General features: G+C 54.8%; 22 protein-coding genes. 7 read left to right on the top strand and 15 right to left on the bottom strand.

The genetic code is table 11. The features are described from left to right. Positions 1–849: a bis(5'-nucleosyl)-tetraphosphatase (symmetrical) ApaH gene (gene apaH / locus DBY68_RS08665; RefSeq protein WP_108475508.1), complete on the top strand. Its 849-nt coding sequence runs from the start codon at positions 1–3 to the stop codon at positions 847–849. A 97-nt stretch (positions 850–946) separates the two neighbouring features. Here the strand turns inward: apaH and folA are convergent, their stop codons facing one another. The 9 genes from folA to DBY68_RS08620 all read right to left on the bottom strand — a co-directional run bounded on the left by folA (position 947) and on the right by DBY68_RS08620 (position 9,261). Further along, positions 947–1,426, bottom strand: a complete 480-nt coding sequence (gene folA / locus DBY68_RS08660; protein WP_108475507.1) for a type 3 dihydrofolate reductase — start codon at positions 1,424–1,426, stop codon at positions 947–949. A 199-nt stretch (positions 1,427–1,625) separates the two neighbouring features. Next, positions 1,626–3,494, bottom strand: coding sequence for a glutathione-regulated potassium-efflux system protein KefC (kefC, locus tag DBY68_RS08655; RefSeq protein ID WP_108475506.1), 1,869 nt, complete (start codon positions 3,492–3,494; stop codon positions 1,626–1,628). Further along, positions 3,487–4,017, bottom strand: a complete 531-nt coding sequence (kefF, locus tag DBY68_RS08650; protein ID WP_108475505.1) for a glutathione-regulated potassium-efflux system oxidoreductase KefF — start codon at positions 4,015–4,017, stop codon at positions 3,487–3,489. The genes kefC and kefF overlap by 8 nt, the downstream gene beginning before the upstream one ends. 138 nt (positions 4,018–4,155) lie before the next feature. Next, complete coding sequence (locus tag DBY68_RS08645; protein ID WP_015965963.1) at positions 4,156–4,389, bottom strand: YgdI/YgdR family lipoprotein; 234 nt, start codon at positions 4,387–4,389, stop codon at positions 4,156–4,158. 101 nt (positions 4,390–4,490) lie between these two features. Beyond that, entirely contained in the window at positions 4,491–5,822 is a 1,332-nt protein-coding gene (locus DBY68_RS08640) for an MFS transporter (protein WP_108475504.1), read from the bottom strand. 90 nt (positions 5,823–5,912) lie between these two features. Beyond that, on the bottom strand, positions 5,913–6,200 hold the full coding sequence (fixX, locus tag DBY68_RS08635; protein WP_108475503.1) for a ferredoxin-like protein FixX: 288 nt from the start codon (positions 6,198–6,200) through the stop codon (positions 5,913–5,915). Further along, positions 6,197–7,483, bottom strand: coding sequence for an FAD-dependent oxidoreductase FixC (fixC, locus tag DBY68_RS08630; protein WP_108475502.1), 1,287 nt, complete (start codon positions 7,481–7,483; stop codon positions 6,197–6,199). The genes fixX and fixC overlap by 4 nt, the downstream gene beginning before the upstream one ends. A 51-nt stretch (positions 7,484–7,534) precedes the next feature. After that, complete coding sequence (locus DBY68_RS08625) at positions 7,535–8,476, bottom strand: electron transfer flavoprotein subunit alpha/FixB family protein (protein WP_108475501.1); 942 nt, start codon at positions 8,474–8,476, stop codon at positions 7,535–7,537. Between the two features lie 11 nt (positions 8,477–8,487). Beyond that, positions 8,488–9,261 carry an electron transfer flavoprotein FixA gene (locus DBY68_RS08620; RefSeq protein WP_108475500.1) on the bottom strand — a complete coding sequence of 258 codons (774 nt, stop codon included), beginning with the start codon at positions 9,259–9,261 and terminating at the stop codon, positions 8,488–8,490. A 482-nt stretch (positions 9,262–9,743) separates the two neighbouring features. Here DBY68_RS08620 and caiT point away from each other — a divergent pair, with 482 nt between their 5' ends. The 6 genes from caiT to caiE all read left to right on the top strand — a co-directional run bounded on the left by caiT (position 9,744) and on the right by caiE (position 16,916). Next, a complete protein-coding gene (caiT, locus tag DBY68_RS08610; RefSeq protein ID WP_108475498.1) occupies positions 9,744–11,258 on the top strand; it encodes an L-carnitine/gamma-butyrobetaine antiporter in 1,515 nt (504 codons plus the stop codon). Positions 11,259–11,288: 30 nt separating this feature from the next. Further along, a complete protein-coding gene (caiA, locus tag DBY68_RS08605) occupies positions 11,289–12,431 on the top strand; it encodes a crotonobetainyl-CoA dehydrogenase (RefSeq protein ID WP_015965970.1) in 1,143 nt (380 codons plus the stop codon). A gap of 112 nt (positions 12,432–12,543) precedes the next feature. Continuing rightward, a complete protein-coding gene (caiB, locus tag DBY68_RS08600) occupies positions 12,544–13,761 on the top strand; it encodes an L-carnitine CoA-transferase (protein WP_108475497.1) in 1,218 nt (405 codons plus the stop codon). Between the two features lie 60 nt (positions 13,762–13,821). Next, positions 13,822–15,363 carry a crotonobetaine/carnitine-CoA ligase gene (caiC, locus tag DBY68_RS08595; RefSeq protein ID WP_108475586.1) on the top strand — a complete coding sequence of 514 codons (1,542 nt, stop codon included), beginning with the start codon at positions 13,822–13,824 and terminating at the stop codon, positions 15,361–15,363. Between the two features lie 104 nt (positions 15,364–15,467). Beyond that, positions 15,468–16,253: a crotonobetainyl-CoA hydratase gene (gene caiD, locus DBY68_RS08590; RefSeq protein ID WP_108475496.1), complete on the top strand. Its 786-nt coding sequence runs from the start codon at positions 15,468–15,470 to the stop codon at positions 16,251–16,253. A gap of 72 nt (positions 16,254–16,325) precedes the next feature. After that, positions 16,326–16,916 (top strand): carnitine operon protein CaiE, encoded by a 591-nt coding sequence (gene caiE / locus DBY68_RS08585; protein WP_108475495.1) that lies wholly within the window; start codon positions 16,326–16,328, stop codon positions 16,914–16,916. A 38-nt stretch (positions 16,917–16,954) separates the two neighbouring features. Here caiE and caiF read toward each other — a convergent pair whose 3' ends face one another. From caiF to ispH, 6 genes are all read right to left on the bottom strand, one after another. Next, positions 16,955–17,350 carry a carnitine metabolism transcriptional regulator CaiF gene (gene caiF / locus DBY68_RS08580; RefSeq protein ID WP_108475494.1) on the bottom strand — a complete coding sequence of 132 codons (396 nt, stop codon included), beginning with the start codon at positions 17,348–17,350 and terminating at the stop codon, positions 16,955–16,957. Between the two features lie 221 nt (positions 17,351–17,571). Continuing rightward, a complete protein-coding gene (gene carB / locus DBY68_RS08575) occupies positions 17,572–20,793 on the bottom strand; it encodes a carbamoyl-phosphate synthase large subunit (protein WP_108475493.1) in 3,222 nt (1,073 codons plus the stop codon). 18 nt (positions 20,794–20,811) lie between these two features. Next, positions 20,812–21,960 (bottom strand): glutamine-hydrolyzing carbamoyl-phosphate synthase small subunit, encoded by a 1,149-nt coding sequence (carA, locus tag DBY68_RS08570; protein WP_108475492.1) that lies wholly within the window; start codon positions 21,958–21,960, stop codon positions 20,812–20,814. 454 nt (positions 21,961–22,414) lie between these two features. Next, on the bottom strand, positions 22,415–23,236 hold the full coding sequence (dapB, locus tag DBY68_RS08565) for a 4-hydroxy-tetrahydrodipicolinate reductase (protein ID WP_108475491.1): 822 nt from the start codon (positions 23,234–23,236) through the stop codon (positions 22,415–22,417). 264 nt (positions 23,237–23,500) lie between these two features. Then, entirely contained in the window at positions 23,501–24,415 is a 915-nt protein-coding gene (gene rihC, locus DBY68_RS08560) for a ribonucleoside hydrolase RihC (protein ID WP_108475490.1), read from the bottom strand. Positions 24,416–24,481: 66 nt separating this feature from the next. Then, a complete protein-coding gene (ispH, locus tag DBY68_RS08555) occupies positions 24,482–25,432 on the bottom strand; it encodes a 4-hydroxy-3-methylbut-2-enyl diphosphate reductase (RefSeq protein ID WP_108475489.1) in 951 nt (316 codons plus the stop codon).

Here is a 25,432-nt window from a genome sequence, read left to right as displayed (position 1 = left end):
ATGGCTACATACATTATTGGCGACATTCATGGTTGCTTTGATGAGTTGATCGCATTGCTCGATCAGGTGGAGTTTACTCCAGGGACAGACACGCTGTGGCTGACCGGCGATCTGGTCGCGCGCGGCCCCGGCTCTCTGGACGTGCTGCGCTATGTCAAATCGATGGGCGATAACGTACGTATTGTTCTCGGCAACCATGACCTGCATCTGCTGGCGGTGTTTGCGGGGATCAGCCGCAATAAGCCCAAAGACCGTCTTAACGCGCTGCTGGAAGCGCCGGACGCTGACGACCTGCTCAACTGGCTACGTCGTCAGCCATTGATGCAGGTGGATGAAGAGAAAAAACTGGTGATGGCCCACGCCGGGATCACGCCGCAATGGGACATGGAAACTGCAAAACAGTGCGCTCGCGACGTTGAAGCGGTGCTGTCGAGCGACTCCTATCCCTTCTTCCTCGATGCGATGTATGGCGATATGCCGAATAACTGGTCGCCGCAGTTAACCGGCCTGGCGCGTCTGCGTTTTATCACCAATGCCTTCACCCGGATGCGTTACTGTTTCCCGAACGGGCAACTCGATATGTATACCAAAGAAGCGCCGGAAAACGCCCCTGCCCCCCTGAAACCGTGGTTTGCGATTCCGGGCCCGGTAACGGATGAGTACAGTGTGGTGTTTGGCCACTGGGCGTCTCTGGAAGGTCGCGGTACGCCGGAAGGGGTGTACGCGCTGGATACGGGCTGCTGCTGGGGTGGCGATTTAACCTGCCTGCGCTGGGAAGATAAGCAGTACTTTACTCAGGCGTCGAATCGACATATCGATCCCGGAATGGGCGAGGCAGTGGCGTCCTGACCCTCTCCCACAAGGAGAGGGAAACGTCTCTGCTCAATATTGAACCCGGCACCGATTTTCTCCCTCTCCCTGTGGGAGAGGGCCGGGGTGAGGGCCCCTATCGACGCTCTAAAATCTCAAAGCAGTAACTATGCGAATTCTGCTCGTCCGCGTCGTGGAATTCGCTGAACACAGATTCCCACTGGTCCGGATCGTAATCCGGGAAGTGCGTATCGCCTTCCACTTCCGCATCAATATGCGTCAGATACAGCTTGTGCGCTTTCGGCAGGAACTGCTCGTAAATACGACCGCCGCCAATCACCATAATTTCTTCGACATCGCCGCAGGCGGCAATGGCTTCATCCACCGATTTCACCCACTGGACGCGATCGTCAGTGCCCGGCTGGCTGCTGATAACGATGTTTTTACGGCCCGGCAGCGGGCGACCGATCGATTCCCAGGTCAGGCGACCCATCACGACAGGTTTGTTAAGCGTGTTGCGTTTAAACCACGCCAGATCGGCGGGGAGATTCCAGGGCATGGCGTTTTCCATGCCGATGACGCGATCTACCGCTAGCGCAGCAATCAGACTGATCATTGAGTGTTTCCCGGATACAAAAAAATTGTCGCCACTATACGGAAAGCATAATCTTTCGTCGACTGGGCGCAGAGTAAAGAATACGAAAATTTTCAGAATTGCTGGCGAGCCCACGGGAGTGAAGTGGACCGCCAGCATTACAGGTAAGTAGAAACAGCGAGTTAGCCGTAAACCCTGCGTAACATCACATTTTGGACTATCAGGCGGACGGCTTCACTTCAGGCTCATCCGCGGGGTTGCCGCTGTGTTTGCCCTCTTCCGTTCCCTGCCAGCCGTGACGCTGAATAACCGACAGATGATTGCGATCTTCATTGATGATTTCCGTCAGCATCGCGCTGGTGCGTTTGAACACCGCCGCACGCGTCGACGCATCGCTCTCAGCCATTTCCACCATCTCTTCCACCATACGCGTGTTAAAGCGGCGGAACAGATCAGCGCGTTCACGCGCCTCATAAGCGCCCAACCCCAGCGACTCCAGCGCCATGCGGCCCGATTTCAACGCGCCTTCGAAGGTTTCACGTTCCGGCGATTCCACCCCGGACTGACGCAGTTGAATGTAATGCTCGACGTCGCGTGCGCGGGCGATAATCGTCAGGTTCGGGAAGTGCTCTTTCACCAGTTCAGTCAGCTGTAAGCTGGTTTGCGGATCGTCGATAGCGTTAATCAGGACTTCCGCTTTCGCGGCCCCGGCGGATTCCAGCATATCGACGCGCGTCGCATCGCCGTAAAAGACCTTCATGTCGAATTTACGCAGGGTATCAACGTGATCAGGGTCGTGATCGAGGATCACCATTTTCACGCCGCTGGAGAGCAGCAGACGACCGGTAATCTGACCATAACGACCAAAGCCCGCAATAATCACGCGCGGCTGCTCTTCATCAATCTGATCCGCTTCACGCTGCTCACCGCCGCTTTTACGTGCTTCCATACGGGTCAGCAGTACCAGCAGAATCGGCGTCGCCGCCATCGACAAGGCAACCGCCAGCGTCAGAGCTTTCGCCCAGTCAGCATCCAGCACGTTCGCCATCTGCGCCGCACCAAAGACCACGAACGCGAATTCACTCCCCTGCCCCAGCAGCACCGCAAACCAGGCACGCTGCGAGCGCGGCACCTGCAAGGGTTTAGCGATAAGCCACAACATTACCGATTTGATAATCAGGAAGCCAAACAACAGCGTAATGATGCGCAGCGGATGATCGATAAGCGTACCAAAGTCGATAGACATGCCGACGCCAATGAAGAACAGCCCCAGCAGCAAGCCTTTGAACGGTTCAATATCGCTTTCCAGCGCGTGTCGATACTCGGAACTCGCCAGCAGTACACCCGCCAGAAACGCGCCCATCGCCATCGACAAACCGACTTCTTCCAGCAGTAAACCGAAGCCGAAGACCAGGAACAGCGCCACGGCGCTGAACACTTCCCGCAGGCCGGAACGCGCCACAAAACGCAGTACGGGCCGCGTGACGTAGCGTCCCAGCAGGACAACCAGAACCAGTGCCCCTGCAACCTTAAGCGCAGAAAACGCAAATGCGCCCAACGTGGTGGATGCGCCGCTGGTTGCCAGCAGCGGGATCATCGCCACCAGCGGGATAGCCGCGATATCCTGGAACAGCAGCACCGCAAACGCGCTACGCCCGACCTGGGAGACGGTCAGGTTACGCTCGTTCATCGCCTGCATGGCAATCGCCGTTGATGAGAGCGCCAGCGTCATGCCGATCAGTTCCGCCACCTGCCAGCGCAGGCCAAGGAACATACAGAACAGGCCAATCAACGCGCCGCACACCACCATTTGCAGCAGGCCGCCGCCGAAGACCGAGGCGCGAAGTTTCCACAACCGTTTCGGGTCGAGTTCAAGGCCGATGACAAACAGCATCAGCACCACGCCGATTTCCGCAAAGTGCAGAATAGATTCGGCATCCGTCACCAGGCGGAATCCCCATGGGCCGATAATACAACCGGCAATCAGGTAGCCCAGCACCGAGCCCAGGCCGAGACGAACCGCAATCGGCACAATCAGCGCCGCGGAGCCCAGATAAATCAGCGCCTGAATCAGAGTATGGTTATCCACGATTATCCTCCTGCCAGGCCAGCAAACGCTGTTTGTAGTGACGCGCCTTCGCCTGCAGCGTTTCTTCGTCACAGATAAAGGTGCTATGAAGCGTAAACGGCGGCAACCATTTCAGGCCACAGTAAATCGCCGTCGCTTCCAGCGGCTGCGCCAGCACATCGAACCCAGGGTGGGAGCCAATCTCAAAATGGCTTTCCGCCCCACCCGTGGTGACCGCCCAGAGCATACTTTTGCCGTGCAGCGCGGTTCCGCCATGACCATATGCCCAGCCGTGCGACAGCACTTTGTCCATCCACAGCTTAAGGAGTGGCGGCATGCTGTACCACTGCATGGGGTGTTGAAGGATGATGAGGTCGGCGCGACTCAGTGCATCCTGCTCCGCGGCGATATCGATATTGAAATCTGGATAGAGGCTGTAGAGCGAGCGAATCTCTACGTCGTCCAGCGTCCTTACCTGATCAAGCATCCGCTTATTCGCATGCGAGTGCTGCGGATAAGGATGCGCATAAATAATGAGAATCATGTTTAGCCTGTTATCACTGCATTATTGTTATGTAACAGCAACAGTGTAGACCGCCAGGAGCCTGGCTAACAGAACAATTAGGGGGGAGTTGTGCGGTGGGCACGTGGGTGGCCGCAGCCACCCATCGTCAAATCAAAATCAGTTGTTGAGCTCGTTCATGGATTTAACCTGGTCACGGTTAATCTGCTCAGTTTTGCCGGTTTCAGCATTTTCATAGGAGACCAGTCCGGTGTCATCATCCACCTGCGGCTTGCCGTCAGTTACGATCGTGCGGCCATCGGTAGTTTTCACAGACTGATTCGATGAACAGCCCGCGACGGTGAACAGTGCTGCGGCAGTTAAAATAGAGGTGATTACGATACGTTTTTGCATGATGTTCTCCCTGTTCTCAGACGTCTTATGTCAATTAATTGTTAACTATAGACTAACGTGCTGAAGTACATAACAGAACCAGAACACTCCTAAGGTCTCTTTCAGGAAACAGACTTCCCGCGAATCGTCATGTTCGCCGTCTGCGTCAGCGACATTCCCCGCGTTTCAGGTGCGAACATCACGGAAATGGTCAGCCCAACGAAGGAAATTCCCGCGCCAATCAGCATCACATTATTAATCCCGTAGCGGGCAATAAATACCGGCAGCGCCCAGGTCGAGATAATCGTCCCCACGCGACTCAGCGACATAATCACCCCCACGGCAGACGCGCGAATGTCCGTTGGGAAAAGCTCATTAGGATAGAGCCATTGCAAAATACCCGGCCCGCCGGAGAAAAACGCGTACACCGCAAACGCGAACACCACCAGCCCAATCCCCAGATTAGACACCACGCCGAGTAAGGCCAGCGCCAGCGTCATCATTAAAAAACTGCCGATAAGCAGCATTCGCCGCCCGACGCTGTTAAGCCAGAACATCGCCGGCACGCAGCCCAGCATAAAGAAGAGACTAATTACCACGTTGCCGAGTGCGGCACTTCTGCCCTGCTCCCAGCCTAACAGGCCAACGATTTGCGGCCCGAAGGTGTAGATAGCGAACATGGGGATCACCTGGCACGTCCAGATGGCGGCGACAAACAGTACAAACGGGAAGTGACGGCGATTGAAGAGTTGCAGGAAGCGCGTCTCTTTCGGCGGTTCATCATCGAATGTCACGGGTTCGCCAAACAGTTTGATCATCATCTGCTGGCACTCTTCCACCCTTCCCTTGCGCAGCAGCCAACGCGGCGATTCCGGCAGGTCAAAACGGCCAATCAGAATGATCAGGCAAGGGATAAACGCGCTGCCAAGCATCCAGCGCCAGCCGCCTTCGACCTCATACAAACAGTATCCCACCAGGTTGGCGCAGGTCGCGCCGACATACCACATCGCGGCGATAAAACCGATGGAGAACGCACGCTGACGGGTGTTGGAAAACTCGGTGATCATGGAGGTAGCGATGGGGTAATCCGCGCCAATCACAATGCCAATCAGTACGCGCATTACCAGCAACTCAACGGGCGAGGAGACAAACATGGTGGCAACCGATATCAACCCAATAGCGATGATATCGATCAGGAACATTTTACGCCGTCCGACCTTATCGGAAATGTAGCCAAACAGCGTGGTACCGACGAATAACCCTGCCAGCGTCGCCGCGCCCAGCAAGCCAATCCATTCTGCGTCCAGTTTCAGGAATGGCGTGAGCTGCTCGAGCGCAACGCCGATTATCACCAGCACGTACCCATCAAGAAACGGCCCGCCGCTTCCCCACAGCATAATTCTGCGGTGAATAGAGGAGAATTTGATGTCATCAAAGTTTCTGGGCTGCGGCATGGTGGTGTCCTGTGGGTTACCTTGCCGGATGGCGGCTACGCCTTATCCGGCCTGGAAAAATACGTGATTTTCATACATCCGGCACAAACCTCACCCATAGCGAAATTCCACGCCAAATGTGCCGCGCGGGTATTCCCATTTTTCCAGCGCCGTATCCAGGCCAAGAATGCGGCAGGTTCCACACTCCAGACACCCGGCGTAATCAAACCGCACGCTGCCGTCATCCTGCTTTTTATACAGCCCGGCGGGGCAGGCTTTTACCAGCACGTCCAGCGCCGCTTTATCGGGGTCTGCTTTCAAAATGATGTGCGGGTTCTCTTCATCAACATTGAATTTATTGACGCCCAGTTTGACGTCGACGTTCACAGGGGAAGTCATAGTACGGTCACTCCTTTAATGCCGTCCTTCATCAGATTGATAAAGCCCACTTTCTTCGCATGCTGAAGGATTTTCTTGCGCATCGGTACCGGCGCGCTGCCATCAATGGTGAACAGATCGCGTGCCACACCCACCACCATTTCCGGGTAACGGGTAAACATACGTGGGTTATCAAGGAACGCGGGCAGGCGCTGATACATGCGCATGTCGCGCATCGGGCCGTTGTCCAGATGCTGGCGATAAGAAGCCAGGCCATTGCGGCTGAAGTCATTATTGTGTTTCGCGGATAACACCGCTTTCGCCGCCGCTTCCCCCGCCGCCACCGCCAGATCCATGCCACGAATGGTAAAGCCAAGGTTCATGCACATCCCGGCAGCATCACCGGCAATTAATACGCCGTCACCGATCAGTTCCGGCTGCATATTCATGCCCGCTTCCGGTACCACGTGCGCTGAATACTCCACCATTTTTCCGCCCGCGATCAGCGGTGCGACCGCCGGGTGCTGTTTAAAATCTTCCAGCATCTGCGGTACCGATTTCTTTGCATCTTTCAGATGGTGCAAGCCACAGACCAGACCCAGCGAAAGCGTGTCTTCATTGGTATAGAGGAACCCGCCGCCCATCAGGCCATCGGTCGGCGATCCGGCAAACAGACAGGCCGCGCCTTCATTGCCCTGAAGCTGGAAGCGATCTTCAATCACCGATTTCGGCAGTTCGATCAGTTCTTTCACCCCGACGGCCACGTTGGCGGCATCCACGCGCTTCGCCATACCGAGTTTTTCCGCCAGCAGCGAATTCACGCCATCGGCAAGGATCACCACGTTCGCTTCGAGAATATCGCCATCAGCTTCCACACCCACCACTTTACCGTCGCGCTGCACAACGTTATCGACGCGGATCCCGGTGATCAGCTGCGCGCCCGCCTCTTCCGCCTGCGCCATCAGCCAGGCATCAAATTTACTGCGCAGTACCGAATAAGAGACCTGCAACGCACTCGCCTCGTCGGCATTGAGATAGTCCATGGTCATCGCCCCTTTTTCGGTCATAAAGGCGAGTTTTTCATGGGTGATGCGCCGTTCAACGGGCGCAGTTTTAGCAAAGCCGGGAATGATGCGCTCCAGACTGTGGGCATAAATACGCCCACCGGTGACATTTTTCGCGCCCGCAGCGTTACCGCGTTCGATAACCAGCACATCCGCGCCTTCACGGGCCAGCACCAGCGCCGCCACCGAACCCGCAAGCCCGGCGCCGACGATAATGGCATCAAAGATATCTTCAGACATAACCACTCCAGAAGTCAGAAGACAGGGCGCGAAACGCCCTGTACAAAGGCGCTAGCGCGCTAACGCGCGGGTTAGCTCAGGCAGGATCTTCATCAGATCGCCCACGATGCCGTAGTCGGCATACTGGAAGATCGGCGCGTTTTTATCTTTGTTGATCGCACAGATCGTCTGCGCGCCGTTCGCGCCAACCATATGCTGGATCTGCCCGGAAATACCGACCGCCAGATAAAGCTCCGGTTTCAGCATCAGGTTGGAGATGCCGACATAGCGCTCGTGCTCCATCCATTTTTCGTTTTCTGCCACCGGGCGAGAACAGGCAAGCTCAGCGCCTATCGCCTGACACAGCGCCTCGGCAAGCGGGATATTCTCTTTGCTACCGATACCGCGACCCACGCTGACCACCAGACGCGCTTTGTCCAGGTCGACGTTGCTGCTCTGACGCGGCTTCGTCGCCGTGCGGGTAATGGCCACCGCAGGCGCTTGCCATTCGACTTTTTGCGCCTCGCCGCTAAGAGACGGATTCGGCTGTACGGCATCAAACGTTCCGCTACTGAGCGTCATCACCGCAAACGGCGAGCGGATGGTCTCTTCGCCAATGGCCAGGCCGCCATACACCATGTGTTTAACCGCAACGCCACCCTCTTGCGCCACCACCGCGCTGGCATCGTTAGAGACCGCCGCCGACAAGCGGAAACCGAGTTTCGCCGCCAGCAACTTGCCACGACGGCTGTTTGGCAACAGCACGAGACCATTGGCGCCCTGCTGGCGGATGGTGTCGGCCATCACGCCCGCATAATCTTCCATCATGCGATCGTCCGGCTTGCCACACAGTTGCCATACCTGATTCGCACCCAACTGGAACGCCAGCGCGCTGTCCGCGTCGCTGAGGGTGAACGTATGGATTTTTTCGCCTAATACCTGTGCACCACTCATCAGTTCCGGCAGGCGAGAAGGGGTATCGCTGAATACCCAGACACTGGAAAACTTGCTCATAACATCCCCTATTAGTTAATGATTTTGCGCAGATGATCGACAAAGTTGGCGATCTGCTCTTCGCCATCGCCTTCAATGATGATGCGCTGACGTTCACGCTGTTTCGGTGCGGCAACCTGCTGCGAAGAGGTGCTTTCCTGCGCGGTGAAGCCAATATCCGCCGGCGACCACACCTGAACCGGTTTTTTCGCCGCGCCCAGAATGGCTTTCATTGAAGGAATCTGTGGGGTATTGATATCGGTTGAGACGGCCACGACCGCCGGCAGCGGGATAGCCAGCGTTTCGGTTTCATCTTCCAGCTCGCGCTCAACGGTGAGCGTGTTGTCGGTCAGTGACAGGATCTTGCTTACACCGTTCACTGCCGGGATACCCAGGGTTTCGCCCACCAGCAGGCTCACCTGCTGCGCATAAAGGTCAGAAGATCCGTCACCGCACAGCATCAGATCAAAGCCGGACTTCTGTGCCGCGGCGGCCAGCGCGGCGGCGGTGTGTTGCGGCAGCGCGTGTTCGAATTGATCGTCAATCACCACAACCAGTTCATCCGGCCCGCGTGAGAGCACATCTTTGCGGCCTTTGACGTTACTCAGCGCTTTGCCGCCCACGCTCATGGCAATCACCTGAGCGTCTGTGGCTTGTTGTTTTAACTGGCAAGCGGCTTCGATGGCGTTGAGATCGTACTGGCTAATCTTCGCATCCGCTTTGCTGAAATCTAATGAACCATCAGCGTTATTGATCGCAATATCCTGTTCATCAGGCACGCACTTGTAGCAAGTAATTATCTTCATTGCATCTCCAGAAATCATGAAGGGATCATCGTCCATATCGGCGGTGGTAAATATAGATATCACGCACTTTAATTCAGAAATAAAACAATAATCACCAATATTGAAAATGTCACACGCTGAAAAATACAACTTTCAATAATGTTATCTATCTCAACAATATTGAACGGTAAGTCTTTATTGATAAAAATTTCAATAGTGTTTAATGGATCACCAATATTGAAAGTTAACACCCTAAAATCGTCAGGAACACACAATCAAGACATTGAAAATTAACAACTAAATACAGAACAGGTGACAAAAAAGCCCATCCAACAAAGCGTGACACTCATCACAGAACGCACGAATTTGAATACCCATTATGAATTACTTTCTAACGCCACTTTGAGGTTAAATAGTTATTAATAAATTATTAACAATAATAGACAAAAAATGGAACAACCGGGAACGCTAAATAATTTTAGTCTTCACAGTGGAATTCACTCATGAAAAATGAAAAGAGAAAGTCAGGAATAGAGCCGAAGGTTTTTTTCCCGCCGTTAATTATTGTTGGAATACTTTGTTGGCTAACCGTTCGCGATCTTGACGCGGCCAACGTCGTTATTAATGCCGTATTTAGCTATGTCACCAATGTCTGGGGTTGGGCATTTGAATGGTATATGGTGGTGATGCTGTTTGGTTGGTTCTGGCTGGTGTTTGGCCCGTACGCCAAAAAGAAACTCGGTAACGAACCGCCGGAATTCAGCACCGCGAGCTGGATCTTTATGATGTTCGCCTCCTGTACGTCAGCTGCCGTGCTTTTCTGGGGCTCCATCGAAATCTACTACTACATCTCCACGCCGCCGTTCGCACTTGCGCCTAACTCGACCGGGGCGAAAGAGATTGGCCTGGCGTATAGCTTGTTCCACTGGGGCCCGCTGCCGTGGGCAACATACAGCTTCCTCTCCGTGGCGTTTGCTTACTTCTTCTTTGTTCGCAAGATGGACGTGATTCGTCCCAGCTCCACGCTGGTGCCGCTGGTTGGCGAAAAACACGCGAAAGGTCTGTTCGGTACCGTCGTCGATAACTTCTACCTGGTAGCGTTAATCTTCGCGATGGGTACCAGTCTGGGTCTGGCGACACCGCTGGTCACCGAGTGTATGCAGTGGCTGTTTGGCATTCCGCATACGCTGCAACTCGACGCCATCATCATCACCTGCTGGATTATCCTGAACGCCATTTGCGTCGCCTGCGGCCTGCAAAAAGGGGTCAGAATCGCCAGTGACGTGCGTAGCTACTTAAGCTTTCTGATGCTGGGCTGGGTGTTTATCGTTAGCGGTGCCAGCTTCATCATGAACTACTTCACCGACTCCGTCGGGATGCTGCTGATGTATCTGCCGCGCATGCTGTTCTATACCGATGCGATCGGTAAAGGCGGCTTCCCGCAGGGCTGGACAGTGTTCTACTGGGCGTGGTGGGTGATTTACGCCATCCAGATGAGTATCTTCCTCGCGCGTATTTCCCGTGGTCGCACTGTACGCGAACTCTGCTTCGGTATGGTACTGGGCCTGACCGCATCGACCTGGATTTTGTGGACCGTCCTTGGCAGCAACACCCTGCTGCTGATGGATAAAAACATCCTCAACATTCCGCAACTGATTGAGCAGCACGGCGTGGCGCGCGCCATCATCGAAACCTGGGCCGCGTTACCGCTCAGCACCGCCACCATGTGGGGATTCTTCATCCTCTGCTTTATTGCCACCGTCACGCTGATCAATGCCTGTTCCTACACCCTGGCGATGTCCACCTGTCGCGAAGTGCGCGATGGCGAAGAGCCACCGCTGCTGGTGCGTATCGGCTGGTCAATCCTGGTTGGCATTATCGGTATTGTCCTGCTGGCGCTCGGCGGCCTCAAACCGATACAAACGGCGATTATCGCCGGCGGCTGCCCGCTGTTCTTCGTCAACATCATGGTGACGCTCTCCTTTATCAAAGACGCGAAGCAACACTGGAAAGACTAATTAAACCCAACACGATTAAGAGGTTAGAAGATGGATTTCAATTTGAATGATGAGCAGGAATTGTTTGTCGCCGGTATTCGTGAACTGATGGCCAGTGAAAACTGGGAAGCCTATTTCGCCGAGTGCGATCGCGACAGCGTCTACCCGGAACGTTTTGTCAAAGCGCTGGCCGATATGGGTATCGACAGCCTGCTGCTGCCGGAAGAACACGGTGGACTGGACGCTGGGTTCGTCACCGTCGCGGCGGTATGGATGGAACTGGGCCGCCTCGGCGCGCCAACCTACGTGCTCTATCAATTGCCGGGCGGCTTCAACACCTTCCTGCGCGAAGGCACCCAGGAGCAGATCGACAAGATCATGGCCTTCCAGGGCACCGGGAAACAGATGTGGAACTCGGCGATTACCGAACCGGGCGCGGGCTCTGACGTCGGCAGCCTGAAAACCACCTACACCCGCAAAAACGGCAAGGTCTACCTCAACGGCAGCAAATGTTTTATCACCAGTAGCGCGTATACCCCGTACGTGGTGGTGATGGCGCGCGATGGGGCGTCGCCGGACAAAGCGATTTACACCGAATGGTGTGTCGACATGAGCAAACCGGGTATCAAGATCAACAAGCTGGAAAAACTCGGCCTGCGTATGGATAGCTGCTGCGAGCTGACCTTCGACGACGTTGAGCTGGAAGAAAAAGACATGTTTGGCCGCGAAGGCAACGGCTTCAATCGTGTGAAAGAGGAGTTTGACCACGAACGCTTCCTGGTGGCGCTGACCAACTACGGCACCGCGATGTGCGCCTTTGAAGACGCCGCTCGTTACGCTAACCAGCGCGTGCAGTTTGGCGAAACCATTGGCCGCTTCCAGTTGATTCAGGAGAAGTTCGCGCACATGGCGATCAAACTTAACTCCATGAAAAACATGTTGTTTGAAGCAGCCTGGAAAGCGGATAACGGCACGATCACCTCTGGTGATGCTGCGATGTGCAAATACTTCTGCGCCAACGCCGCGTTTGAGGTCGTCGATACGGCTATGCAGGTGCTGGGCGGCGTAGGTATCGCGGGTAATCACCGCATCACCCGTTTCTGGCGTGACCTGCGCGTAGACCGCGTTTCCGGCGGCTCTGATGAAATGCAGATCCTGACGCTGGGCCGTGCCGTGCTGAAACAATATCGTTGATAAGGCACGTTTCGTAGGCCGGATACGGTGTTTACACCGCATCCGGCAATCGTGCACCGATGCCTGATGCGCTTCGCTTATCAGGCCTACAAAATCTGTCAGGAGCTATGTTATGAACCACCTACCTATGCCGACATTCGGGCCTCTGGCCGGATTACGGGTTGTCTTCTCGGGGATCGAAATTGCCGGGCCGTTCGCCGGGCAGATGTTTGCCGAATGGGGTGCAGAAGTTATCTGGATTGAAAACGTCGCCTGGGCCGACACCATTCGCGTGCAACCGAACTACCCGCAGCTTTCACGCCGCAACCTGCGCGCGCTGTCGCTCAATATTTTCAAAGACGAAGGCCGCGAAGCGTTTCTGAAATTAATGGAAACCACCGATATCTTTATCGAAGCCAGCAAAGGCCCGGCCTTTGCCCGTCGCGGCATCACCGACGAAGTTCTGTGGCAGCACAACCCTAAACTGGTTATCGCCCACCTCTCCGGCTTCGGCCAGTACGGAACAGAGGAGTACACCAACCTTCCGGCCTATAACACCATCGCCCAGGCCTTTAGCGGCTACCTGATTCAGAACGGCGATGTTGACCAGCCCATGCCCGCGTTCCCCTACACCGCAGACTATTTCTCGGGGTTGACCGCCACCACCTCCGCCCTCGCGGCGCTGCATAAAGTGCGCGAAACGGGCAAAGGCGAAAGCATCGATATCGCAATGTACGAAGTCATGCTGCGTATGGGTCAGTACTTCATGATGGACTATTTCAACGGTGGTGAAATCTGCCCGCGCATGACCAAAGGGAAAGACCCCTATTACGCCGGCTGCGGGCTTTACAAATGCGCCGATGGCTACATCGTAATGGAGTTAGTAGGCATCACTCAAATCAATGAATGTTTTAAAGATATTGGTCTCGCGCACATTCTGGGTACGCCAGAAGTACCAGAAGGCACACAGTTGATCCATCGCATTGAGTGTCCCTATGGTCCACTGGTAGAAGAGAAGCTTGATGAATGGTTGGCGGCGCACACCATCGCCGAGGTCCAGGCTCGCTTTGCCGAACTGCATATTGCCTGCGCCAAAGTGCTGACCATCCCTGAACTGGAAGGCAACCCACAGTACGTCGCTCGAGAATCCATCACCGAATGGCAAACCATGGACGGTCGCACCTGCAAAGGCCCGAACGTAATGCCCAAATTTAAAAACAACCCAGGGAAAATCTGGCGTGGAATGCCGTCGCACGGCATGGACACCGCCGCCATTCTGAAAAATATCGGCTACAGCGAGAGCGATATTCAGGCGCTGGTCGGCAAAGGGCTGGCCAAAGTTGAGGATTAACAGGATGCGTTAGCCGGGCCCCCGGCTAACCACCAGGACTATTTTGTGGGTGAATGCGCAATGGATATGGTTGGCGGGCAACACGTGCGGCAGATGTGGGATTGTCTGGCGGAAGTTTACGGTGAGAAAACGGCGCTGATAGTGGAATCCTGCGCGGGCGATGTGCAGCAATTCAGTTATGCAGCGCTCAATGCGGAAATCACGCGCACGGCAAACCTGTTTCACGCCCTGGGCGTGCGTAAAGGCGACAAGGTTGCCCTGCATCTCGATAACTGCCCGGAGTTTATTTTCTGCTGGTTTGGGCTGGCCAAAATCGGCGCGATTATGGTGCCGATTAACGCTCGGCTGTTACAGGAAGAGAGCGCATGGATTCTGCATCACTGTCAGGCACGCCTGCTGGTGACCTCCACGCGTTTTTACCCGATGTACCGCCAGATTCGCGCGGCGCATTCCACCCAACTGGAAACGATCTGCCTGATAGATGGTGAAGACGAAGAGTTTGATTTTCAGCGCCTTAAGGCAGAGCAGCCAGCCACACTACGCTATGCGCCGCCGTTAAGCCCCGAAGATACCGCCGAAATTCTGTTTACCTCGGGCACCACGTCGCGCCCTAAAGGTGTGGTGATCACCCACTACAACCTGCGTTTTGCGGGTTATTACTCCTCTTGGCAGTGTGCGTTACGCGCAGATGATGTTTATCTGACGGTGATGCCCGCGTTCCACATCGACTGCCAGTGTACCGCGGCGATGGCGGCCTTTTCCGCCGGGGCGACGTTTGTGCTGATTGAAAAATACAGCGCCCGCGCCTTCTGGAGACAGGTTCGTCACTACGGCGCTACGGTCACGGAATGCATTCCAATGATGATCCGCACGCTGATGGTACAGCCGCCTGCGCCGACCGACCGTCAGCATCGGCTACGTGAAGTGATGTATTACCTGAATCTATCGGTCACGGAGAAAGACGCGTTTATCGAGCGGTTTGGCGTACGGCTGCTCACCTCATATGGCATGACGGAAACCATCGTCGGCATTATTGGCGACAGGCCCGGTGACAAACGTCGCTGGCCGTCGATTGGCCGCCCCGGTTTCTGCTACCAGGCGGAAATTCGCGATGACCAGAACCGGCCATTGCCGCCGGGCGAAATCGGTGAAATTTGCATAAAAGGCGAGCCGGGGAAGACGCTCTTTAAAGAGTACTATCTGCGCCCGGATGCTACCGCCAGCACATTGCAGGCGGATGGCTGGCTACATACCGGCGATTCCGGCTACTACGACGAGGAAGGCTTTTTCTATTTTATTGACCGCCGCTGCAACATGATTAAACGCGGGGGTGAAAACGTCTCCTGCGTCGAGCTGGAAAATATTATCGCTGCGCATCCCAAAATTCAGGACATCGTGGTGATTGGTATTAAAGACGATATTCGCGACGAAGCCATAAAAGCCTTTGTCGTACTCAATGAAGGTGAAACCTTAAGTCAGGAAGAGTTTTTCCGCTTCTGCGAAACGCATATGGCGAAATTTAAAGTGCCGTCTTATATGGAGATCAGAACCGACCTGCCCCGTAACTGCTCAGGGAAAATAATTAAGAAGAACCTGAAGTAACGACGCTGGCGGCAGTCATGCCGCTGAATATTCTCTGAAAACAAAAACGCACCTGTTTTTGTGGGGCCGCTATTGCCCGCAGAAAACAGAAAAAGGAGTGGAACATGAGTGATTCATTACATCTGACCCGTAACGGCGCGATTCTGGAAATAACCCTGGATCGCCCAAAAGCCAATGCCATCGATGCGAAAACCAGTTTCGAAATGGGCGAAGTTTTCCTTAATTTTCGCGATGACCCGACACTGCGCGTCGCCATTATTACCGGCGCAGGCGAGAAATTTTTCTCTGCGGGATGGGATCTGAAAGCCGCCGCTGAGGGGGAAGCGCCAGACGCCGATTTCGGCCCAGGCGGGTTCGCCGGGTTAACCGAAATTTTTGACCTTGATAAACCGGTTATTGCCGCCGTGAACGGCTACGCCTTTGGCGGTGGCTTCGAACTGGCGCTGGCCGCTGATTTTATCCTGTGTGCGGAAAACGCCAGTTTTGCCCTTCCGGAAGCCAAACTCGGTATCGTTCCGGACAGCGGCGGCGTGTTGCGTCTGCCGAAATATCTGCCTCCGGCAATCCTCAACGAAATGGTCATGACCGGGCGTCGCATGACGGCGGAAGAAGCTCAACGTTGGGGCATCGTGAACCGCGTGGTAGCGCAACCGGAACTGATGGCAAGCGCCCGCGAACTGGCTCAGCAACTGGTGCAAAGCGCCCCGCTGGCACTGGCGGCGTTGAAAGAGATTTACCGCACCACCAGCGAAATGCCCGTTGAAGAGGGTTACCGTTTCATGCGTAGCGGTGCGTTAAAACATTACCCGGCGGTGCTGCATTCCGAAGATGCTATTGAAGGGCCATTAGCGTTCGCCGAAAAACGCGAACCGGTGTGGAAGGGGCGTTAATCCGGCAATACCCTCGCAGGCCGGATAAGGCGTTCACGCCGCCATCCGGCAATTCCCGGCACAGGAGTCACCATGAGCATATACGCCTTTGAAGGCCTGATCCCCGTCGTTCACCCGCAGGCTTACGTCCACCCCAGCGCGGTACTGATTGGCGATGTCATTATCGGCGCGGGCGTCTACGTCGGCCCGCACGCCGCGCTGCGCGGCGATTACGGGCGGTTAATTCTTGAGGCCGGATCAAACCTCCAGGATGGCTGCATCATGCATGGCTATTGCGACACGGATACCATCGTGCGCGAAAACGGCCATATCGGCCACGGCGCGATTCTTCACGGCTGCGTGATTGGCCGCGATGCTTTAGTCGGTATGAACAGCGTCATCATGGACGGCGCAGTGATTGGCGATGAGAGCATTGTCGCCGCCATGAGCTTTGTGAAAGCGGGTTATATCGGTACGCCCCGGCAAATGCTGGTCGGCTCTCCGGCACGCTTTTTGCGAGAAGTCACTGACGAAGAGATGCAGTGGAAACGCCTCAACACGCAGGAATATCAGGATCTGGCGGCGCGCTGCATAGCAGGATTACGCTTAACCGAACCGTTAACCGAAAAGCAAGAAAATCGACCGCGCCTGAAAGGCACGACGGAGGTACAACCGAAACGCTGATGTTGCCGGATGGCACAGAACCATCCGGCGATGCGGTCTTATCGACGCATACTCTTAGACAACATCATTTGCCATTTTTGCTCACGATTAAGCCCGGCTGGCGGTACCGCAGATATATGCGGCGTTTTCCTCACGCCAGCCATTTTTTCCCGCACATGATGATTGACTCGGTCATAAAGCTGAGAATCAATAGCCACCACTTTTACCAACCGCTGGCACTGACACCCTCGCCCCTCCAGCTTATTGGGGATCATTTTGACTTCACAGCTAATTTCTCCCACCTCAGAGAGAATATAGGAAAGTGTATTAATCGCTTTGCTGTGTTCAATATCGAAATGAATGGAGATCTCTCTTGCGGTTACCCAACGATCTTCTGCCATGATCCATTCGGCAATTAACAAGTAGAGTGGCTTACCAACACATTGTTCACTCATATTCACACCATTTTTACGAATTAAAAATCTGTTATGGCCTGCTAACATTAAGCCACACTAAAACCAGGGTTATGTGAAATGGTATGCGACTTAAATGTTGAGGGATGTGATCTAAATCGTGGTTGTTACATTGAAAAGAGATTAAGGCACCAGGAATGATCTGAAGGCGAAAAAAAACGGTTCCTTTTCAGGAACCGTTTAAACCGTCACGAGAAATGCGCTTACTTCGTAATTTGCGCGTGCATTTCCTGCACCGAAATCACTTTCTCTTTCGCATCCGCATTCAGCGCCATGGAGGTTGCAAAACCGCCGTTCAGGGTGGTGTCGTAATGTACCTTGTACTGCAACGCGCTGCGGCGAATCAACTTGGAGTCTTCAATCGCCTGACGACCCGCAGTAGTGTTGATGATGTAGGTGTATTCGCCATTCTTGATACGGTCCTGAATGTGCGGACGACCTTCATGCACCTTGTTCACCAGACGTGGGTTGATCCCCGCTTCGCCCAGCACAATCGCCGTGCCGTGCGTCGCGTCCAGCTCAAAACCATGCTTCAGCAGTTTCGCCGCCAGGTCGACAACACGTTCTTTGTCGCCTTCGCGCACGGAGAGCAGTGCGCGGCCCTGTTTCTTCATGGTGGAGTTACTGCCCAGTTGCGCTTTCGCAAAAGCTTCTGCGAACGTGCGGCCCACGCCCATCACTTCCCCGGTAGAGCGCATCTCTGGCCCTAACAGCGGGTCAACGCCCGGGAATTTGTTGAACGGCAGCACCACTTCTTTCACGGAGTAGTACGGCGGGATGATTTCTTTGGTTACGCCCTGTTCGGCCAGCGTTTTGCCTGCCATTACGCGTGCCGCCACTTTCGCCAGCGGAACACCGGTCGCTTTGGAGACGAACGGTACAGTACGCGCTGCACGCGGGTTAACTTCAATCAGGTAGACTTCGTTGTCTTTCACCGCAAACTGGACGTTCATCAGACCGCGAACCTGCAGTTCAAAGGCCAGTTTCTGCACCTGCTGGCGCATCACATCCTGAATTTCCTGGCTCAGCGTGTACGCTGGCAGAGAACAGGCGGAGTCACCAGAGTGCACGCCCGCCTGCTCGATGTGCTCCATGATGCCGCCAATCAGCACCATTTCGCCGTCGCAGATGGCGTCCACATCCACTTCTACCGCATCGTCCAGGAAGCGGTCGAGCAGTACCGGCGCGTCGTTAGATACGCTGACAGCGGTCTGGAAGTAGCGCTTCAGGTCGGCTTCGTCGTAAACGATTTCCATTGCGCGCCCACCGAGAACGTAGGACGGGCGCACCACCAGCGGGTAACCAATCTCTTTCGCTTTCTCCACCGCCATTTCGATCGCGGTAACGGTGGCGTTTGCCGGTTGTTTCAGTTTCAGACGGTCAACCGCATGCTGGAAGCGTTCACGGTCTTCCGCACGGTCGATAGCATCCGGGCTGGTACCGATAACCGGTACACCAGCCGCTTCAAGCGCGCGCGCCAGTTTCAGCGGGGTCTGACCGCCGTACTGCACGATAACGCCCTTCGGCTTCTCGATACGCACGATTTCCAGCACGTCTTCCAGGGTTACCGGCTCGAAGTAGAGACGGTCGGAAGTGTCGTAGTCGGTAGAAACAGTTTCCGGGTTACAGTTAACCATGATGGTCTCGTAACCGTCTTCACGCAGCGCCAGCGAGGCGTGTACGCAGCAGTAGTCGAATTCGATACCCTGACCGATACGGTTCGGGCCGCCGCCGAGAACCATGATTTTGTCACGGGTGGACGGGTTGGATTCGCACTCTTCTTCATAGGTGGAATACATGTATGCGGTGTCGGTGGCAAATTCTGCCGCGCAGGTATCCACACGCTTGTAGACCGGGTGCAGATTGTACTGGTCACGCAGCTTGCGGATTTCCGCTTCGCGCACGCCCGCCAGTTTAGCCAGACGCGCGTCGGCAAAGCCTTTGCGTTTCAGCTGACGCAGGAAGTCCGCGTCGAGGCCGTTGATGCCGACTTCCGCCACTTTTTCTTCCAGGCGCACCAGCTCTTCAATTTGCACCAGGAACCAGCGGTCGATGTTGGTCAGATTGAAGACACCGTCTACAGACAGGCCCGCACGGAACGCATCGGCGATATACCAGATACGCTCTGCGCCAGCGTCTTTCAGCTCGCGGCGAATTTTGGTCAGCGCTTCCGGATCATCGAGGCTGACTTTCGGGTCAAAACCTGTTGCGCCCACTTCCAGGCCGCGCAAGGCTTTTTGCAGCGATTCCTGCTGCGTGCGACCAATCGCCATGACTTCACCAACCGATTTCATCTGAGTGGTCAGACGGTCGTTAGCACCGGCGAATTTCTCAAAGTTGAAGCGAGGAATTTTGGTGACCACGTAGTCGATGGACGGTTCGAAGGAAGCCGGAGTACGGCCACCGGTGATGTCGTTCATCAGCTCGTCGAGGGTATAACCTACCGCCAGTTTCGCCGCCACTTTAGCAATCGGGAAACCCGTGGCTTTTGAAGCCAGCGCGGAGGAGCGAGACACACGCGGGTTCATTTCGATAACTATCAGACGACCGTTTTTCGGGTTCACCGCAAACTGAACGTTGGAGCCGCCAGTTTCCACGCCGATTTCACGCAGTACCGCCATCGAGGCGTTACGCATGATTTGGTATTCTTTATCGGTCAGCGTCTGGGCTGGTGCTACGGTGATGGAGTCACCGGTGTGGATACCCATCGCATCAAAGTTTTCGATGGAGCAGACGATGATGCAGTTGTCGTTTTTATCACGCACCACTTCCATCTCGTACTCTTTCCAGCCGATCAGCGATTCATCAATCAGCAGCTCGTTAGTCGGGGAGAGATCCAGACCGCGTTCGCAGATTTCTTCGAACTCTTCGCGGTTATAAGCGATGCCGCCACCGGTGCCACCCATCGTGAAGCTAGGGCGAATAATGCACGGGAAGCCAACGTCAGCGGCAACCGCCAGCGCTTCTTCCATGGTGTGCGCGATACCTGAACGTGCGGTATCAAGGCCGATTTTCTTCATCGCCACGTCGAAACGGCGGCGGTCTTCTGCTTTATCAATCGCATCGGCGGTCGCACCAATCATGGTAACGCCGAACTCTTCCAGCACGCCCTGACGCTCCAGTTCCAGCGCGCAGTTCAGCGCCGTCTGGCCGCCCATGGTCGGCAGCACCGCATCCGGGCGCTCCTTTTCAATAATCTTGCGCACCACTTCCCAGTGAATCGGCTCGATGTAGGTCGCATCCGCCATTTCCGGGTCGGTCATGATAGTTGCCGGGTTGGAGTTCACCAGAATGACGCGGTAACCCTCTTCACGCAGCGCTTTACAGGCTTGCGCGCCAGAGTAGTCAAACTCACACGCCTGGCCGATAACAATCGGGCCCGCACCCAGAATCAGGATACTTTTTATGTCTGTACGTTTTGGCATGGCTCTTATAACTCCTGATTATTTCGCGGACTGACGGTATTGCTCGATAAGCTCGATAAAGTGGTCGAACAGCGGTGCAGCATCGTGCGGGCCTGGGCTCGCTTCCGGGTGTCCCTGGAAACTGAACGCGGGCTTATCGGTACGATGAATCCCCTGCAGGGTGCCGTCGAACAGGGATTTATGCGTCACGCGCAGATTTTCAGGCAGCGTCGCTTCATCCACCGCAAAACCGTGGTTCTGTGCGGTGATCATCACCACATTCTTATCGATATCTTTCACCGGATGGTTGCCGCCGTGGTGGCCGAACTTCATCTTGATGGTCTTCGCACCGCTCGCCAGCGCCAGTAACTGATGGCCGAGGCAGATGCCGAATACCGGAATGTCGGTTTCGAGGAATTTCTGAATCGCGGTAATCGCGTAATCGCACGGAGCCGGGTCGCCCGGGCCGTTAGAAAGGAACACGCCGTCCGGGTTCATCTTCAGCACCTCTTCCGCAGAAGTTTGCGCCGGCACGATGGTCAGGCGGCAGCCACGGTCAACCAGCATGCGCAGAATATTGCGTTTCGCGCCAAAATCGTAGGCAACGACGTGGAATGGCAGATCTTCTTCTTTTTTCGCTTCCGGCAATTCTTCTGCCAGCGTCCAGCTCCCCTGCGTCCAGCTGTAGGATTCGCGGGTGGTAACTTCTTTCGCCAGGTCCATTCCGTTCAGGCCCGGGAACGCACGCGCTTTTTCCAGCGCCAGCGCCGCATCGAGGTTATCCCCAGCGATGATGCAACCGTTCTGCGCACCCTTCTCGCGCAGCAGACGCGTCAGCTTACGGGTATCGATATCGGCAATCGCCACGATGTTATGACGTTTCAGGTAGGAAGAGAGGTCTTCAGTATTGCGGTAGTTGCTGGCAATCAGCGGCAGGTCGCGGATAACCAGACCCTGCGCATGAACCTGAGAAGACTCTTCGTCAGCAGCATTGGTGCCGACATTGCCGATATGAGGATAAGTAAGAGTAACGATTTGGCGGGAATAGGAAGGATCAGTGAGGATTTCTTGATAACCGGTCATTGAAGTATTGAAAACGACTTCCCCAACCGCCGAACCTGTTGCCCCTATGGCCCGACCGTGAAACTGGGTTCCGTCTTCCAGAACCAATAGCGCTGACTTAATCAAAACACCCTCCAGAGAATATTCACTCACTTTATTTGCATATTAATTCACAACAGTGACATAAATCAATGCAAATCTGCTTACCTTTGAATTTCTGGCAAACGGCGGCATTCTAGAGAGAGCCCAGACAAAAGTCTACCTTAAAGGGCATTTTTTATTATTATTTTGCGCCACTGGCATTAACTGGCGCTTTTAACAGGCAAAAAGATCACCTAACTCACATCAGAAAACGCTTGCGGGGCTGAAAGAATGTTAAAAACAGGTCAGGGTAGGGAAAAAGTAGACCAGATGGTCAAAATTTACATTTAAATAACCATTACCGCAGAGATAAGTGATTATTTTTAGCCATTCACCATTTAATTCACATGAGATGGATAAAATAAAGGGCGATAAAATATCGCCCTATGCAATCAATAACTTACTGACTGCAATACCACATCACGATGGGTAATAAATACTATAATTCATTAAGATTAAGCACATCACGCATATCAAAAAGACCACTTTGCTTCGATTTAAGCCACAAAGCCGAACGCACCGCCCCGTTAGCAAAGGTCATGCGGCTGGATGCTTTATGTGTAATCTCAACGCGCTCGCCAATATCGGCGAACATCGCCGTATGTTCGCCGACGATATCGCCCGCACGCACGGTCGCAAAACCGATCGTGCCAGGCACACGTTCGCCCGTATAGCCTTCGCGGCTGTATACGGCACACTCTTTCAGATCTTTATCCAGCGCTGAGGCAATTGCCTCACCCATTGCCAGCGCCGTGCCTGATGGCGCGTCCACTTTATGGCGATGGTGCGCTTCAATGATTTCGATGTCGGTATAGTCGCCCATCACTTTGGCGGCTTTCTCCAGCAGCTTCAGCATGACGTTCACGCCAACGCTGAAGTTAGCGGCAAAGACAATCGCAATATCCTGAGAGGCATCGCGAATCGCCTGCTTGCCGGCATCATCAAAACCGGTGGTTCCGATTACCATGCCTTTCCCGTGTTCACGGCAGAACGCCAAATGCGTCAGCGTGCCTTCCGGGCGGGTAAAATCGATAAAGACATCAAAATCATCTTTAACCGCGTCCAGGCTGCTCTGAACGGTCACACCGGTTTTCCCCGCACCCGCCAGCTCACCCGCATCACTACCCAGCAGGCTGGAACCTTCGCGCTCCAGCGCCGCGCCCAACTGAACGCCGTCCATTGCCATCGCCGCCTGAATTAACTGGCGCCCCATACGTCCCCCGGCCCCGGCAATGGCGACACGGATTTGTGCTTCATGCATAGCTATTCTCTTTTGTTAATTTTGCGTAAACCGTTCTCAGAGTAACCAGCCCGCCCGGAGGCCGCCAGCCGAAAACGCCCATAATTAGAATTAAATGATAAACAGAGGGGAATATCAGTAAAAGCCATGATTCATCGGGAAGGACGAATCATGGGTAAAGCTGAAAGGTTAAAGCGTAAACCTGACACTTTTCCACCGTTCAAATGGAAAGTGTCTAAATTATCTTCGTTTCCCAACAGAATTATTCATAGCATAAGAAGACGATTAAGGTGCCAGCCGCACCACCTCCGCTACCCACTCACGGAACCCTTCCACATCCAGCCCCAGCGCAACCTGCACATTCGCAGGTTGCCCAAGTCGTCCCTCAATATCCACCACAGTGGTTCCGGCTGTGTAGGTTCCCTGAGTCTCGACGGCGACAAAACAGGGTTTCAGAGTGAACAGTTTCGGCCGTACCAGCCAGGCGATAGCACAGAGATCGTGCATGCGCAGGCCGCTTTGCATACTGCCGCTGCGGTAGTGGCTGAAGAGCGAATGCAGCATTTTTCCGGTTTTGTTGAGCGCCGGAAGGGTTGCCAGATATTCCGGCGTTAGCACCGCCTGGTTAGTCACATCCAGACCGCACATCACAATTTCCAGCCCACTCTGGAAAACTTGCGCAGCGGCTTCCGGGTCGATGGCGATATTAAATTCGGCGTTTGGCGTGAAGTTACCGCGCCCCGCCGAGCCGCCCATAATCACCAGGCGACGGATATTGAATTTGCACTCCGGGAATTGAGAAAGCAGCAGCGCGATATTGGTGAGTGGGCCGATGGCAACCAGTGTGACAGGTTCCGGTGAGTGCATCAGCGCATCACGAATGGCGATAAAAGCGGGTTTCTCCAGCGGTTGACGCTGATGTTCGGTAAAGTCGTAACCTTCCATACCGGACTGCCCGTGCACATAGGCCGCATCGCGTAGCGGGCGCACCAGCGGCGTTGCCGCCCCCTGAGCCAGCGGAACGTTCGCCTCCCAGAAATGAAGCAACTGAAGGGCATTACGCGTGGTTTTTTCGACGGAAACGTTGCCCGCCACGGTCGTCATTAGCTGGAGATCCAGTTCTGGGGCAAACAAAGCAGCCGCAATGGCGGCGGCATCGTCGATGCCGGGGTCGGTATCGAGAATAATCGGCAGGCGCATATTTCCTCCATAAAAAAATGCCAGACATTAAGTCTGGCATCTTGTCATATTTATGAAGGGAATAACTTACTCGACTTCACGAACATCCACACGCAGTTCCCGCGGCACTTCGAAAACAATGTTCTCTTCGCGCCCTTCCAGCGGGATGGCTTCGCCGCCGCCGAGGGTTTGCAGGCGCGCAATCACATTCTGCACCAGGATATCCGGCGCAGACGCGCCAGCGGTCACGCCGACACAGGCGGCGCCTTTCACCCACTCTTCCTGAATATCCGTCGCATCATCAATAAGGTAGGCTGCTTTGCCCATCCGCTGCGCCAGTTCCGCCAGGCGGTTGGAGTTGGAGGAGTTTTTCGACCCCACGACCAGCACCACGTCAGCCTGTTCCGCCAGCGAGCGTACGGCTTCCTGACGGTTAGTGGTAGCGTAGCAGATATCATCTTTGCGCGGGCCAACGATTTTCGGGAAGCGTTTACGCAGCGCGTCGATAACGTCAGAGGTATCGTCGACAGAGAGCGTCGTCTGGGTCATAAACGACAGTTTGGCGTCGTTTTTAACCTCCAGTGTCCAGACATCTTCCGGCGATTCGACCAGGTACATTCCCCCTTCCGGGTTGCTGTACTGGCCCATCGTGCCTTCGACTTCCGGATGACCGGCGTGGCCAATCAGAATCGACTCTTCACCACGACGGCTGGCGCGAGCCACTTCCATATGCACTTTAGTCACCAGCGGGCAGGTCGCGTCGAAAACGGTCAGATCACGACTTTTCGCTTCGTTGCGCACAGCCTGAGAAACGCCGTGAGCGGAGAAAATCAGAATCGCGCCGTCGGGTACTTCGCTGATCTGTTCGATGAAAATCGCCCCGCGCTCGCGCAGGCTGTCGACCACATAACGGTTGTGTACCACTTCATGACGCACGTAGATTGGCGCGCCATAAATCGCCAGCGCGTTTTCAACAATGCTGATAGCGCGGTCTACACCCGCGCAAAAACCGCGCGGATTAGCCAACAGGATCTGCAT

Origin of the sequence: Pseudocitrobacter sp. RIT415 (genome assembly GCF_003057695.2) — a bacterium.
GTDB lineage: Bacteria > Pseudomonadota > Gammaproteobacteria > Enterobacterales > Enterobacteriaceae > Pseudocitrobacter > Pseudocitrobacter faecalis.
The sequence above is the reverse complement of the archived record's forward strand: the minus strand, read 5'-3'. Positions and strand labels throughout refer to the sequence as shown.

What these genes read in the sequence shown, in the direction of transcription:
- apaH (WP_108475508.1), top strand. Translation starts at nt 1, where the DNA reads ATGGCTACATACATTATTGGCGACATTCATGGTTGCTTTGATGAGTTG.
- folA (WP_108475507.1), bottom strand. Translation starts at nt 1,426, where the DNA reads ATGATCAGTCTGATTGCTGCGCTAGCGGTAGATCGCGTCATCGGCATG.
- kefF (WP_108475505.1), bottom strand. Translation starts at nt 4,017, where the DNA reads ATGATTCTCATTATTTATGCGCATCCTTATCCGCAGCACTCGCATGCG.
- DBY68_RS08645 (WP_015965963.1), bottom strand. Translation starts at nt 4,389, where the DNA reads ATGCAAAAACGTATCGTAATCACCTCTATTTTAACTGCCGCAGCACTG.
- DBY68_RS08640 (WP_108475504.1), bottom strand. Translation starts at nt 5,822, where the DNA reads ATGCCGCAGCCCAGAAACTTTGATGACATCAAATTCTCCTCTATTCAC.
- fixX (WP_108475503.1), bottom strand. Translation starts at nt 6,200, where the DNA reads ATGACTTCCCCTGTGAACGTCGACGTCAAACTGGGCGTCAATAAATTC.
- fixC (WP_108475502.1), bottom strand. Translation starts at nt 7,483, where the DNA reads ATGTCTGAAGATATCTTTGATGCCATTATCGTCGGCGCCGGGCTTGCG.
- DBY68_RS08625 (WP_108475501.1), bottom strand. Translation starts at nt 8,476, where the DNA reads ATGAGCAAGTTTTCCAGTGTCTGGGTATTCAGCGATACCCCTTCTCGC.
- DBY68_RS08620 (WP_108475500.1), bottom strand. Translation starts at nt 9,261, where the DNA reads ATGAAGATAATTACTTGCTACAAGTGCGTGCCTGATGAACAGGATATT.
- caiT (WP_108475498.1), top strand. Translation starts at nt 9,744, where the DNA reads ATGAAAAATGAAAAGAGAAAGTCAGGAATAGAGCCGAAGGTTTTTTTC.
- caiA (WP_015965970.1), top strand. Translation starts at nt 11,289, where the DNA reads ATGGATTTCAATTTGAATGATGAGCAGGAATTGTTTGTCGCCGGTATT.
- caiB (WP_108475497.1), top strand. Translation starts at nt 12,544, where the DNA reads ATGAACCACCTACCTATGCCGACATTCGGGCCTCTGGCCGGATTACGG.
- caiC (WP_108475586.1), top strand. Translation starts at nt 13,822, where the DNA reads ATGGATATGGTTGGCGGGCAACACGTGCGGCAGATGTGGGATTGTCTG.
- caiD (WP_108475496.1), top strand. Translation starts at nt 15,468, where the DNA reads ATGAGTGATTCATTACATCTGACCCGTAACGGCGCGATTCTGGAAATA.
- caiE (WP_108475495.1), top strand. Translation starts at nt 16,326, where the DNA reads ATGAGCATATACGCCTTTGAAGGCCTGATCCCCGTCGTTCACCCGCAG.
- caiF (WP_108475494.1), bottom strand. Translation starts at nt 17,350, where the DNA reads ATGAGTGAACAATGTGTTGGTAAGCCACTCTACTTGTTAATTGCCGAA.
- carB (WP_108475493.1), bottom strand. Translation starts at nt 20,793, where the DNA reads ATGCCAAAACGTACAGACATAAAAAGTATCCTGATTCTGGGTGCGGGC.
- dapB (WP_108475491.1), bottom strand. Translation starts at nt 23,236, where the DNA reads ATGCATGAAGCACAAATCCGTGTCGCCATTGCCGGGGCCGGGGGACGT.
- rihC (WP_108475490.1), bottom strand. Translation starts at nt 24,415, where the DNA reads ATGCGCCTGCCGATTATTCTCGATACCGACCCCGGCATCGACGATGCC.
- ispH (WP_108475489.1), bottom strand. Translation starts at nt 25,432, where the DNA reads ATGCAGATCCTGTTGGCTAATCCGCGCGGTTTTTGCGCGGGTGTAGAC.